This window comes from Nocardia sp. NPDC057668 (genome assembly GCF_042799795.1).
Taxonomy (GTDB): domain Bacteria; phylum Actinomycetota; class Actinomycetes; order Mycobacteriales; family Mycobacteriaceae; genus Nocardia.
In genome coordinates this window covers 874,872-888,804 of the sequence record NZ_JBHVIC010000003.1, presented here as the reverse complement: position 1 = coordinate 888,804, position 13,933 = coordinate 874,872, and the positions used below count along the sequence as shown (strand labels likewise).

Annotated in this window: 7 protein-coding genes; 5 read left to right on the top strand and 2 right to left on the bottom strand. The window is 70.3% G+C overall.

Going from position 1 to position 13,933, the window contains the following annotated elements:
* Nucleotides 1-704 precede the first annotated feature (704 nt).
* The 5 genes from ACFVBH_RS22570 (at nt 705) to ACFVBH_RS22550 (ending at nt 11,419) form a co-directional block, all read left to right on the top strand.
* The gene (locus ACFVBH_RS22570) at nt 705-1,970 is read left to right on the top strand and encodes a cytochrome P450 (RefSeq protein ID WP_379004082.1); all 1,266 of its coding nucleotides are present in this window, start codon (nt 705-707) and stop codon (nt 1,968-1,970) included.
* A 97-nt stretch (nt 1,971-2,067) separates the two neighbouring features.
* Complete coding sequence (locus ACFVBH_RS22565) at nt 2,068-2,706, top strand: GNAT family N-acetyltransferase (protein WP_379004080.1); 639 nt, start codon at nt 2,068-2,070, stop codon at nt 2,704-2,706.
* A gap of 83 nt (nt 2,707-2,789) precedes the next feature.
* Nucleotides 2,790-9,113: an SDR family NAD(P)-dependent oxidoreductase gene (locus ACFVBH_RS22560; protein WP_379004078.1), complete on the top strand. Its 6,324-nt coding sequence runs from the start codon at nt 2,790-2,792 to the stop codon at nt 9,111-9,113.
* On the top strand, nt 9,110-10,516 hold the full coding sequence (locus ACFVBH_RS22555) for an aminotransferase class I/II-fold pyridoxal phosphate-dependent enzyme (RefSeq protein WP_379004076.1): 1,407 nt from the start codon (nt 9,110-9,112) through the stop codon (nt 10,514-10,516). The genes ACFVBH_RS22560 and ACFVBH_RS22555 overlap by 4 nt, the downstream gene beginning before the upstream one ends.
* A gap of 105 nt (nt 10,517-10,621) precedes the next feature.
* Nucleotides 10,622-11,419: a VOC family protein gene (locus ACFVBH_RS22550; RefSeq protein ID WP_379004074.1), complete on the top strand. Its 798-nt coding sequence runs from the start codon at nt 10,622-10,624 to the stop codon at nt 11,417-11,419.
* 19 nt (nt 11,420-11,438) lie between these two features.
* On the opposite strand, the gene ACFVBH_RS22545 is transcribed toward ACFVBH_RS22550, so the two are convergent.
* Nucleotides 11,439-13,061 (bottom strand): FAD-binding protein, encoded by a 1,623-nt coding sequence (locus ACFVBH_RS22545; RefSeq protein WP_379004072.1) that lies wholly within the window; start codon nt 13,059-13,061, stop codon nt 11,439-11,441.
* Nucleotides 13,062-13,162: 101 nt separating this feature from the next.
* Nucleotides 13,163-13,765, bottom strand: coding sequence for a TetR/AcrR family transcriptional regulator (locus ACFVBH_RS22540; protein WP_379004070.1), 603 nt, complete (start codon nt 13,763-13,765; stop codon nt 13,163-13,165).
* Nucleotides 13,766-13,933: the final 168 nt, after the last annotated feature.

Here is a 13,933-nt window from a genome sequence, read left to right as displayed (position 1 = left end):
GACCTATCGGACGGAAGCTGGGCGGGGTGGCGTCGGGTAGTGGGGCGAGTTGGGCGGGAGGAGGGGGCGGGTTTCGAGTGGTGCGAACTTCCAGCTTTCCGGGGTGGCGGTGGAGAGGTGGGTGAGTTTTTGGGGGCCGTTTGGGAGGGGTTTGGAGCGGGGATTGCGTTGTGTAGGGGATCGAAATGGTTGTTGTACAGCGGGTTTGGGGCGCGGGTGAGTCTGTGGGGCGTGGGCTCGATGATGTGGATCCTTTGCGGGCATGGGTTCCGAGTGCGTGCCAGACCCCACTTTTGGGGACAACCTGCTGATCAGAGCCCGTTTTTCCACTTACCGCCGAGCAACCTCGGGTGTCATTCTCGAAACATGCACCTCTCGCTACTATGCGGTAGCATCCCTGGCTAACCTGTACCGGGCCAGGATGATTCGGGATGTGGAGGGTGGTCATGGCGGCAAATCGCCTGGGGGGCACTGAGTTGTATCCTTCGCGGTGGGTGCCTGCTCCTATGCGGTGGCATTCCACGCGGATTTCTTGGGGGCAGTCCTGGCGGATGGCGTTCGGGATGGGGGCCCGGTGGCGGGACCGGACCCTTGTGCATTACCTGGCGGCGGAGTTGCCGGGGGCGGACGACGTCATGGTGGCTCGGTTGCCATTTTTGAAGTATGTGATCGTGCGGAGTCCGGAGCTTGCGCGGCGGGTTTTGGTGAGTAACCAGGACAACTACGCCAAGAGCGCGGAGTACGACATGATGGCGGTGACCTTCGGGCAGGGGCTGGTCACCGACATGGACGAGCAGCGGTATCTGCGGAACCAGCGGCTCGTGCGGCCTATCTTTTCGCGCAGTGCCATCGACGGGTTCGCCGAGCCCATGACCGCGGCGGTGCTGGATACCGCGGGGCGGATCGGGGAGGCGGCGCGGGCGGGGAGCGCCGTCGACATCGGGGGCGAGATGAACCGGCTCATGCTGGATATCGTGGCGCGCACCATGTTCGGGACCGACCTGTCGGGGCCCATCCACAAGATCAATCTCAGTAACCTGCTCAAGTTCTACGGGGTCGGGTTCGCGTCGGGGTTGAGCCGGCCGTTGCGCAAGTTGTCGACGTGGGTGGTCAAGCACACCGAGAAGGACCCGGACAAGCGGATCGGGTCGCGGCTGCCGATCCGGGCCATGCGGGCGTTGACCTGGGTGTCCGCGCCGCATCTCATGTTCGAATTGCGGGGGATCGAGGGGGCGGTGGACGAGCTCATCGCCGACCATCGCAGCGGGCGGATCGCCGGGAAGGACAACCTGCTCGGGCTGCTCATGGCCGCCACCGACGCCGAGACCGGGCACCGGTACAGCGACACCGAGATCCGCGACGAGCTCATGACCTTCATCGGCGCGGGCATGGAGACCAGCGCTACCGCCCTGACGTGGGTGTGGGACCTGCTCGCGGAGAACCCCTGGGCGCGGGAGCGGTTGCACGACGAATTGGACGAAGTCCTGGCGGGGCGACTGCCCACCGCTGCCGACATCGACAAGCTCGTGTGGTGCAGGGCGATCTTCATGGAGGCCATGCGAATCTACCCGCCGATCATCGGGCTCACCCGGGTCGCCAAGCAGGACGACGTGCTCGCGGGGTATCGGGTCACCGCGGGCACCACCGTCGTGGTGAGCCTGCACGGGGTGCACTACAACGGCCGGGTGTGGGAGGACGCCGAGAAGTTCGACCCGACCCGGTATCTGCCCGAGAACATGACCCCGGACCACCGGCACGCCTCACTCGCCTTCAGCGCGGGTAAAAGAGTCTGCATCGCACAGGGATTCGCCACCATGGAGGCGGTGCTGACCCTCGCGATTATCGCGCAGCGCTTCCGGCTCGAGCTCGCGGTGTCGGGGCCCGTGCGCCGGCAGATGTCCTTCGTCGGCGCGCCGGAGCATCCGCTCATGATGCGGCCCGTCGCCCGGGACGCCGCGCCCGGGGACTGAGGAGACCGGCGAACAGCACAGCGCGACAGCCGATCACCGCGGCTCGGCCGCCGCGCCCCCTCGGGCCACACACTTCCGCAGCATCGAAAGTCGATCCATGCCGAAAACACTGCAGGACATAGAGATCCGCCCGGCCGTCAAGAGCGACATCGCCGCCATGACCGCCGCCCTGGACCGCGCCTTCAGCGAGGACGATCCCTTCGGGGAATACATGTTCCCCGATCCCGCCAAACGCGCACGAGCCCAGCCCCGGCTGACCCGCGCCATGATCCGGCACCAGTACCTGCCGCTGGGCGGTGCGCACGTGGCCACCGTGGACGGCGTGGTGGCCGGGGGCATGCTGTGGAAGCCGCCGGGCTACCGATTCGGGCCGCTGCGCTATCTCGCCTCGATTCCGGAATTCACCTGGGCCATGGGGGCCGGCGGGCCGCGGGTGCTCGCCGTGGACTCCGCCATCGGCAAGATCGCGACCGGGCTGCCGCACTGTTTCGGCGTCACCCTGGGCGTGGACCCGCACCGGCAGCAGTCGGGGGTCGGCTCGGCGCTGTTGCAGTTCGCCATCACCGAGATCGAGAAAGCGGCCGTGCCCGCGCTGTGCCTGTGCAAGGACGGCAACGTCGGCTACTACGAGCTGTTCGGCGGGCAGCGGCTGGGCCGGATCCGGCTCGGGCGTTCGGGGCCGCAGATCAACGTCATGATGTGGCTGCCATCGAGTCTGAAGTCCGACCGAGTTTGAAACACCCTGTGCGGGTGTCACTTTCACCAACGGCTCGGAGCGGATCCGAGCGAGAGGCTACACACTGTGAGGAGCGGGCTGCCTTGTCGGATATCGCGATCGTCGGCATCGGGTGCAGATACGCGGGCGGCATCGACTCGCCGGAATCGTTCTGGGACTTCGTCATCGGACAACGGGACGCCGTCACCGAGATCCCGGCCGACCGCTGGGACCACCGGCGCTTCTACGACCCGGACCAGCGGGCCCCGGGCCGCATGTACACCAACCGCGCGGCCTTCCTGACCGGCGACCCCTGGGCCTTCGACCCCGACTTCTTCGGCATCTCCCCGCGCGAGGCCACCGCCATGGACCCGCAGCAGCGGCTGATCCTCGAGGTCGCCTGGGAAGCCCTGGACGACGCCGGGGCCGCGGGCCGCAGCGCGGGCGCGCCGGTCGGGGTGTACATGGGGGCGTTCACCCTCGATCAGCTCGCCGTCGGATTCACCGGCGAGGCCGTGGCGCACATCGACATGCATTCCTCGGCGGGCACCTCGTACACCATGCTCTCCAACCGAATCTCCTACGCGCTCAATCTCGGCGGACCGAGCATCACCGTCGATACCGCCTGTTCCTCCTCGCTGGTGGCCCTGCACCTGGCCTGCACCGCGCTGGAGAACGGCGACTGCGAGACGGCCCTGGCGGGCGGGGTGAACCTCATGCTGCAACCGGGCACCTTCATCTCCATGTGCAAGGGCGGCTTCCTCGCCAAAGACGGGCGCAGCAAGTCCTTCGGCGCTTCGGCCGACGGCTACGGCCGCGGCGAGGGCGCGGGCGTGGTCGTGCTCAAGCGGCTCGCGGACGCCGAACGCGACGGCGACCGGGTGTACGCGGTGGTCAAGGCCACCGGATCGAACCAGGACGGGCGCACCACCGCGATCACCGTGCCCAACGCCGACGCCCAGGAGGACCTGGCGCGCACGGTCTGCCGCCGCGCGGGGATCGAACCGCACCGGGTCGATTACGTCGAAGCGCACGGCACCGGGACCCCGGTGGGAGATCCGCTGGAGCTCCGGGCGATCGGCCGGGCGTACGGCGCGGTCGAGGGCCGCGGCGAGGCGCTGGGGGTCGGGTCGCTCAAGTCCACCCTCGGCCATACCGAGGCGGCCGCGGGGATCGCCGGGGTGATCAAGTCCGCGCTGGCCGTGCACCATCGCGTCCTGCCGCCGCAGGGGTGGCTGGATACCGAGCCGAATCCCGATCTGGAGCTGGACGAGCTGCGGTTGCGGATCCAGTCCGAGGCGCGGGCGCTGGATCCCGGCGCCGGGCCGATGACGGTGGCGGTCAACGGGTTCGGCTACGGCGGGACCAACGCGCACGCGATTCTGCAGGGCTACGCCGGGACGGGCGGTGGCGCCGCGGTCCCGCATCATGGGGTGCTGCCGGTGTCGGCACGGAGCGAACGGGCGGTGCGCGAGCTGGCGGGCGCGTACGCCGGCCTGCTCGAATCCGGGGTGGCGGTGGACGATCTCGCCGCCGGTGCGTGGACCCGCCGCAACCACCACCCGTTCCGGATCGGCGTGCCTTTCGCCTCGGCCGCCGAATTGGCCACGCAGCTAAGGGATTTCGCCGACGGCGCGGGCCGGGACGCCGCCCGCACGGTCGGCGGCGGAGCGCCGGTGTTCGTGTTCACCGGTATGGGGCCGCAGTGGTTCGGCATGGGCCGGGAACTGCTCGCCACCGACACGCTCTTCGCGGCCGCCGCCCAGCGGGTGGACGCCGCGTTCATCGCCGTGTCCGGCTGGTCCATCCTGGCGGAACTGGCCCGGCCCGAGGCGGAGTCGCGGGTCACCGCCACCGAGGTGGCGCAGCCCGCGAACTTCCTCGTCCAGGTCGCGCTCGCCGAAACCCTGGCGGCCCTGGGCATCACGCCCGCCGCGGTGGTCGGGCACAGCGTCGGCGAGGTGTCCGCCGCCTACGTCACCGGCGTGCTCACGCTGCACGAAGCCGTCACGGTCGCCTACCATCGCGCCCGGTTGCAGGCCCGCACCGCCGGCACCGGCGGCATGCTCGCGGTCGGACTCTCGGCCGAGCAGGCCGCCCCGCTGCTGGACGGTGGCGCGGGCGTCGACATCGCCGCGATCAACAGCCCCACCGCCTGCACACTGTCCGGTGCGCACGACCGCCTGGACGCGATCGCTGAACGCCTCACCGAGCAGGGCATTTTCGCGAAGAAGCTGCACGTCGAAGTGCCGTACCACAGCGCCCTGATGGATCCGATCCTGGACGAGCTGCGCGCCGCCCTGACCGAGCTGAACCCCCGGCCGCCGTCGATTCCGCTGTACTCCACCGTGACCGGCGCGCGCGTCGCGGACGAACGCTGGGACGCCGACTACTGGTGCGCCAATGTTCGTGCGGCCGTGCGCTTCGCGGACGCCACCCGCGCCCTGACGACCGCAGGCCACCGGGTATTCGTGGAGGTGGGCCCGCACCCCGTGCTGGGGGCCAACATTCGCGAAATCCTCCTGATTGCGGGGGACAAGGGCGCGACCGTCGCCACCCTGCATCGCAAGCAGCCCGACGAGCTGAGCATGGGGCAGCTCGTCGCGGCTCTCTACACGACGGGCGCGCTGGACATCGGCGCGCTCGTCGGTACCCATCCGGCCGCGCATCTGCCGCTGCCGCGATACCCCTGGCAGCGCAGCCGCTTACGCGCTGACCTGCCCGCCGGGGCACAGCACCGCAACGGCACACCGGGCGTGCACACCATGCTCGGTGACCCGGACCTGGAGACGCCGCGGCGCTGGACCCTCGACATCGCCGCGGGGGTGCTGCCCTGGCTCGACGATCACGTGGTGGACGGCGCCCGCATCCTGCCGGGCGCGGCCTACCTCGACGCCGCGCTCAGCGCCGCCGCCCTCGAATTCGACCGGGGCGTACCGGCGGTCGAACAGGTGCGCTTCATCGCGCCGCTGGTCATCGAGGCCGGTGACGTGCCGGTCATGGAACTGACCGTGGCCGAGGGCACCCGGCGCTTCACCATTCGCTCGCGCACCGCCACCGGATCGGCCTGGACCGTGCACGCCACCGGGCGGCTCGTGGAGGGCGCGTTCGATCCCGGCAAGCCCGACGTCCCCGCGACCGAGTCCATGACGGTGATCGATCCGGCGACCCTCTACGCCGGGCTGTCCGCCACCGGGGTCGAGCACGGGCCGGCCTTCCGGCTGGTGCGCCGCGCCTGGGCGGACGGGGAGACCGTCGTCGCGCATATCGACGGTGGCCGCGCCGCGGGCTCGGGTCATCTCGCGCACCCCTGTGTGCTCGACGCCGCCTGGCAGGTCGTCTCGCTCGGTGACACCGGCACACCGGCCCGGGACGGCGCGGTCATCCCGATCGGTGCGGACACGGTGCGGTCCTACGCGCCCATCCCGGCCGAGGTGATCGTCGTGGCCCGGCTCACCGGCCCGCTGCACGCCGATGTCCTGCTCCTGGACCGGGACCACAATCCGGTGCTGGAGATCGCGGGTGCGCGCTTCCAGGCCGTTCCGTTCGGCGGCGGCGTGCTACGACGACTGGAAGGGCTGTACTACGAGGAGCGCTGGACCCTGCGCGATCCCCTCGACCGGGCCGCGCTCGCCCGGGCCGAGCATTCCCGCACGATCCTGATTCCGCTCGGCGCGGTCACCACCGGGCGCATCGAGCAGATCATCCGCTCGGTCACCGGAAGTTTCGTCATCGACACCGCGACAGCGGAATTCGAGCGGACCCTGCTCGAAGCCCTGCACGAGGCGCACGGCACCCCGGGCGTGGAGCGCGTCCACCTGTGCTTCGTGGCGGGCACGGGCGACGACGTGGACGCCCTGTGGCGACTGAGCCGCATGGCGCTGGTCATCGACGCCTTCTCCGACAGCGTCCATCCGGAACCCCTGCCGCTCACCGGCGACGGCTCGCTGCACGCCACGCTGATCACCGAGCGCGCCTTCGCGCATCCGGAGGATCCGGCCGAGCCCGATCCCGGGCACGCCGGTCTGGCGGGCGCGCGCCGCGTCCTGCTCAACGAGCAGCCCGCGCTGCAGTGGCGGCTCATCGACATCGACCCGGAGACCACCGAGGCCGAACTGGCGGCCGAACTCGGTGTGCCGGGCGCTTTTTCGGGCGATGGCAGCGAAGAGGTGTTCCTGCGCGCCGGTCTGCGCTGGTCCACCGTCGTCACGCGGGCGCTGCCCGATCGACTGGCGGCGCTGGACCAGCCCGAGCCGCTGACCGACCCCGAGGCCAATTTCGCCCTCGACATCCCCAAGTCCCGCTTGCTCTCCCAGCTCGGGTGGCGGCGCGCCGCACGGCGCGAACCGGGCGCGGGGGAGATCGAAGTGCGCATGGAGGCCATCGGGCTCGGCTTCAAGGATCCGCTCAAGATCCTCGGCGTGCTCGGTGAGAACGAATTGGCCGCAACGGCTTTCGGCACCACTCCGGGTATGGAGGGCGCGGGCACGGTCGTGCGGGTCGGACCGGGCGAGCAGCGGTTCCGGGTCGGCGACCGGGTCGGGCTCGCCTCGCCGGGCATGATGGAGCGCTACCACGTCACCGACGCCGAGCTGGTCGGCACCACCGCCGCCACCATTCGACCCGAACTGTGCACCTCGACCGTGTCCATGGTCACCGCCGAATACGCGCTACTGGACCTGGCCCGGGTGCGGCCGGGGGAGACCGTGCTGGTGCACGGCGCGGCCGGTGGCGTCGGGAGCCTGGCGGTGCAGGTGGCGAAACTGCACGGCGCCATCGTGATCGGCACCGCGAGCACCGATGAACGCCGCGCCTATGTCCTGGCACAGGGCGCGGACGAGGTGCTGGATTCGCGATCGCTCAATTTCGTGGACGACGTGCTGGCGCTGACCGGCGGGCGCGGCGCGGACATCGTGCTCAGCACCGCGCCGGGGGAGATCATTCACCAGAACTTCCGGGCAGTCGCGGAATTCGGCCGCATCGTGGAGATCGGCAAGGCCGACATCTACGCGGGCGGCGTGCTCGACATGCGGAACTTCGACAAGAACGTCGCCTACTACTCGTTCGACCTCGATCGCATGCTGAAGGTGCGCCGGGCCGAGGTCATGGGCCGGGTCAAGGCCGTCAACGAGAAGATGGGCACGGGCGAGTACCGGCCGCTGCCGTACGAGTCCTTCGCCACCGGCGAGGTGGCCGGCGCGTTCGAACAGGCGCTGCGGTCCACCCGAATCGGCCGCATCGCACTGCATCTGGGCACCGAGGCGCCGCCGGTGCGACCGGCGCACGCCGATGTGCCGATCGTCGCGGATGGCCGCTACCTGATCACCGGCGGCTTCGGCGCGTTCGGCCTGGCCACGGGTCGCTGGCTGATCGGGCGGGGCGCGCGGCACCTGGTCCTGGTCGGGCGCGGCGGTGCGCGGACCGAGATGGCCCGTGCACAACTGGCGGACTGGGCGGCGCAGGGCATCGAGGTCGTCGAGGAACGCGCGGACATCACCGACGCGGTGGCCGTGGCGGCGGTGGTGCGCCGTGCGCACACGGCCGACCTGCCGTTGCGCGGGGTCTTCCACGCCGCCGGGATCCTGGACGATCAGCGCATCACCACCATGGACCGGGCCAGTCTCACCGCGGTGTTCCGGCCCAAACTCGATGGCGCGCGCACGATCTACGCCGCCCTGGACGCCGCCGGGGTGCGGCTCGACCTGTTCGTGCTCTTCTCCTCCGGCAGCGCGATCATGGGCGGCATCGGCCAGTTCTCCTACACCGCGGCCAATCTCGCGCTCCAGGCGTTCACCGAACTGCTGTACCGGCGCGGGGAACGCGTGCTGTGCGTGGGGTGGGGCGCGATGTCCGGCGGCGGGATGGTGGACGCGGACGAGACGGTGCAGCGGTACCTGCGGATCACCGGGTTCGACACCATCGACATGGACGAGGGCACCCGATACCTCGGGGAGGCACTGCGATTGGGCGTGCGCCAGGCCGCCATCATTCCCGTCGAATGGGGCAAGGTCGTGCTCGCGGCCCCGCAGGCCGCCTACACCGCCCGGGTGGCCGATCTCATCGCGGCCGCCTCGCAGGACAACTCGGCCGCGGCGAAGCTGCGCGCGCAGATCGGCGCGCTCGACGAGGCCCAGCGCGCCTCGGTCGTCGGCTACGTGCTCGCCGAACAGCTCGCGGAGGTGATGGGCGTGGCGGCCGACTCCATCGACCTGGATGTGCCGCTGCCCGAACTCGGCCTCGATTCACTGATGGCGGTGGAATTCGGTGCGCTGGTGACCAAGACACTCGGGATCGAGTTGAACAGCATGCAGCTGGGGCGCTCGTTCAGCCTGGCCCGGGCGGGAGCGCGGATCGCCGGCGTCATCGTCGGCTCGGACGCGGCGGCACAGGTCGGCGTCGACGCGGCGGCACAGGAGGCGCGGGCATGAGCGCCGACGACCGCGACATCGCGCGGCGACTGCTCGCGGGCACTCGCGACGCGAGCCCGTCGGGCGCGGGAATCGCACGGCCGCAACAGAATCTCCCGCGAACCCGGCCGCCCCGCGGGCCGGGCAGGCAGTTCGCCGACCACCCCGACGTGGTGGCGGCCCTGCGCAAACAGGCCGCCATCCAGGAACTGGTCGACGTGACCGGGCTGCCGCACCCGCTGTTCCTGTCGCCGGACGGCCCCAACGGCGCGCTGATCCGCTCCGGCGGAAGGGAACTGGTCAACTTCAGCTCCTACAACTATCTGGAGCTGGCCCAGCATCCCCGGGTCGTCGCGGCCGCCAACGCCGCAGCCGAACGGTACGGCACCTCGGCCTCGGCGACCCGCATCGTGACCGGGGAGATTCCGCTCTACGCCGAACTCGAGGAGTACCTGGCCGACATCTACGGGGCCGGGGCGGCGCTGGTCACCTCGAGCGGTTTCCTCACCAATGCCGCCGTCATCGGGTTCCTGCTCGGCGAAGGCGATGTGGCGGTGTGTGATTCGCTGGCGCACGCCAGTCTGGTCGCGGGCACGCAGTGGGCGGGCTGCCGCCGGGTCACCTTCCGGCACAACGATCCGGCCGCACTGGAATCGCTGCTGCGGTCCGCGCGCCACCGCTTCGATCGGGCGCTGGTGATCATCGAGGGGCACTACAGCATGGACGGTGATCTCGGGCCGATCGCCGAGATGGCCGCGGTGGCACGGCGGTACGACTGCGCGGTGCTGGTGGACGAGGCGCACGCGCTGGGCGTGCTCGGCCCGCACGGGCTCGGCAGCCGCGAACACTTCGACCTCCCGGGCGATCTCGTCGACATCTGGGCGGGCAGCCTGTCCAAGGCGATGGGCAGCACCGGGGGATTCATCGCCGGTGATCGGGATCTGGTGCGCGCCATCAAGTACGCCGCGCCGGGGATGGCGCTGTACACGGCCGGGCCCTCACCCGCCAACGTGGCCGCGGTGCTGGCCGGATTCGACGTCATGGCACGGGAACCGGATCGCCTGGAACGGCTGTGGTCCAACGCGCGCCTGTTCAGCGGCGCGCTGCGGGAGCGCGGTATGGATCTCGCCGATTCCCAGGCAACGCCGATCGTGCCCGTGATCGTCCCCGGGGAGGTGCGGGCCGGCTACGCGGCCACCGCCATGCTCCAGCGCGGATACAACGCCGGGGCCATTCTCGCGCCGGTGGTGCCCGCGGGGACCGAGCGCCTGCGCTTCTTCCTGACCAGCGAGCACACCGAGCGCCAGCTCATCGACACCGCCGACAATCTGGCGGAGGTCCTCGGCATCGTGGCCCACATCCCGGATTGGTCCATCGACTCCGGACTTCCCGTACCACCGGGCACCCCGGGTGAACGCCGGTGAAGCAGCGGATGTGAATCGCCGCCGCCACCGTCGAATCGGCTGCCGGGCGCGGGCATCGGGAGCAGACTCGGACCCGGACCACACCGGAACCACGAAGGAGTTCCCATGCTCACCACCCGTTTCGTCACCGGCTCCCCGAACTGGATCGACGTGTCCACCCCGGACATCGAGGCCGCCGCCGCGTTCTACACCGGCCTGCTGGGCTGGACGTTCGCGCCCGGCGGCGCGGAGTTCGGCGGCTACAGCCAGTTCCTGGTGGACGGCAAGTCGATCGGCGGCGCGATGCAGGTCACCGCGGATCAGGGCGAACCCGGCTGGACCGTCTACTTCCAGTCGCCCGACACCGACACCACCGCCAAGGCCGTCGCCGCGAACGGCGGCAGCGTGCTCGCCCAGCCCATGGACGTGGGCAGCCTGGGCCGCATGGCGGTGTACGCCGATCCCGCCGGCGTCGCCTTCGCATCCTGGCAGCCGGGGGACATGGGCGGGCTCGAAGCGGTCACCACACCCGGCTCGCTGAGCTGGCTCGAGCTGTACACCGGCGACACCGCGGGCGCGCAGCCGTTCTACAACGCGGTCTTCGGCCACGACTTCACCGCCGTCGAGATGCCCGAGGGCGCGGGCGAATACACCACCGTCAACCCGGCCGACCAGGGTCCCGACGGGATGTTCGCGGGCATCGTGCCCCTGGACAGCGATCCGGTGGAAGCCGCGACCGGGCCGTACTGGCTGGCGTACTTCGAGGTCGAGGACGTGGACGCGGTGGTGGCCAAGGCCCTCGAACTCGGTGGCGCGGTGCGCTCACCGGCGGTGACCATGGCCGGGGCCGGACGCTTCGCGAAACTGTCCGACCCCTTCGGCGCCCGCTTCGGTGTGATCCGCAGCGAGAGTCAGCCGGGCTGACCCCGAACCATGGGTCGCGTCAGCTCAGCTGAGCCACCGGCTCGACGGCGTGCGCGCCCGCTCGGCGTCCGGAGAACACGCAGTCGGCGATCGAGAGCCCGCTGACGTACGAGTTCGAGCAGACGCCAACGGCCGCGCGCCCGGCCGCGAAGAGACCGGGAATGGTGCCGCCGTCCTCGGTGCGCACCGCCCCGGTGTCCTCGTCGACAAGCAGCCCGCCCAGGGTGAGCATGGGCATCGGGTAGCTCAGCCGCGCCTTGAACGAGATGTCCAGCAGCGCAAAGGGTCCCGCGAGCAGCGAACGACGGATGTCGGCGGGCTTGCCCATCGGGTCGGGCAGGTTCCCGGCGATCGCCCGGTTGTGCGCGTCCACGGTCTTGCGCAACGCGGCCGGTTCGATGCCCGCGCGCGCGGCGACCTCTTCGATCGTGTTGCCGGTGACCCGGCCCACGCGCAGCAGCCGTTCGGCCTGCATGCGCTGGAACCACACCGACTGCGGGCCGATCTGGCGGCGCGCCTCGGCCTCGAGTTCGGCGTCCAGCAGCAGCCACGCGCGATTGCCCGGGCTGGTGGCGATGGCCGCGCCCAGCGCCGCGCCGTACCGCGATTCGTCGATCATGCGCTGGCCGTTGGCATCCACCGCGATGGAACCGAAGAAGGCGCTCGGGGGTGCGATGAACCGCCACGTCGACATGGCGTCCATCTTGCCGACGGCCGCGCCGATCTCCTGGGCCATGGTGATGCCGCTGCCGTCGTCACCGGCGGTGCCCAGCGGCAGGCCCTCGGCCCACGGGTAGGCGGGGGCGTGCTTGTTCACCATGGCGCCGTTGGCGATGAAGCCGCCGGTGGTCACGACGACCCCGGAGCGGGCCTGGATGCTGATCGGCCGGCCGTAGCGGCGTTCGAGGCGATCCAGCTGCGCCTGCACGGCCTTGCGCAGACCCGGGTGGTACACACCGGGTTTCGCGGAGATCTTGGACAGCAGCGTGAACCGGCGCAGCACCTTGGCGGGCGCGTCGGCCAGGGTGGTGGCGTGCACGCCGACCACGCGTCCGTTCTCGACGATGAGTCCCGTTGCGCGGGTGGCGGTTTGCGCCTTGACACCGCGCTTTGCCGCCGATGCCGCCAGCGGCTGGAAGATCTTCTTCCCGGAGACGCCGCGGCCGTGCGCGCGATGACCGCGCTGGCTCGGGCGCGCCAATTCCCGGAAGCCGCCGGAGTTTTCGCTACCGGAGTAGTACAGGTAGTGGTCGTCGGTGGGGTACGAGGTCTTGTACGGGCACAGCGACGGATCGAACGGGACGCCGTGCCCGGTCATCCAGTCGATCATGGCCGCCGAGCCTTCGCAGAATCGGCGCAGGGTCTGCTCGCTCACCGCGTCGCCGACCTCGGCGCGCAGGTAGGCCAGCATGTTGTCGACGTCGTCCTCGATGCCGGCCGCGCGCTGCACCCAGGTGCCGCCGCCCGCGTAGACGATGCCGCCGGACAGCGCGGTCGCGCCGCCGCCGATGTACCGGTCGATGGCCAGAACCTCCGCACCGGTTTCGCGCGCCGCCAGCGCGGCGACCACACCGGCCCCGCCGTATCCGACGACGACCACATCGGCCGAAGTGTCCCAGGTTCGCATCGTCGCGTCGCCCACCTTCCGAACGGAGTCACCGTCCACCCTTGGCAAATGGACAGAACTATAACGCGTTCTAGTGATGCTCGCCACGCGGGTCCGGTGTCCGGTAAGTAGCCGAATCAGGCCGCGATGTGCGCGGTGACCTCGTCTATGTACGAGCGGAATAGCCGGCCCATATCCACGCGTTCGGGCGCGAGTAGCCACTGTAGCTGTAACCCGTCCATCATGGCCATGATCTGCCGGGCGAGTGCGAGGGTGTCCACATCGGCGCGGATGTCACCGTCGGTGACGCCGTCGTCCAGGGCCCTCGCGAGGAACGTCTCGACCGTGCGGTAGCGATTCACCACCCAGTCGCGCGCGGGATGGTCGGCGGTCACGGCCTCCCCGGTCACCACGGTGAACAGCCGGACCAGGCCGGGGACGTGCGTGTTGTGTTCGACCAGCCGGGCCAGACGCTCGAGCGCCTCGATCCCGCGCAGGCCGTGTTCGAACCCCAGGCGTTCGTAATCCAGCCGATCGCGATGGTCCAGCACGGCCGAGAGTAGCGCGGCCTTGGTGGGGAAGTAGTGCAGCAGCCCGGGCTGGGACAGGCCGCAGCGGGTGGCGATCTCGGCGATCGAGGCATTGCGATATCCGTTGTCGGCGAAGGTTTTCAGGGCCTCGTCGATGATCTGCTCGCGGCGGTCCTCGCCCCGTCTGCGGCGCTGGGGATGCGGACTCATGAGCACGGACAGTAGTCCGGTGCGCGAGGTTGCCCGAATCGGCAATGGTAACGAAACGATAACTCTACCTAGTGTCCGCTCGGTAGGCTGGGGGCGCGCTGGCACACTCGAGCCGACGGGCCCGGGTCGTTCGCCCACCGGCGCCCGAACGCGGCGGAACCGCTCGAA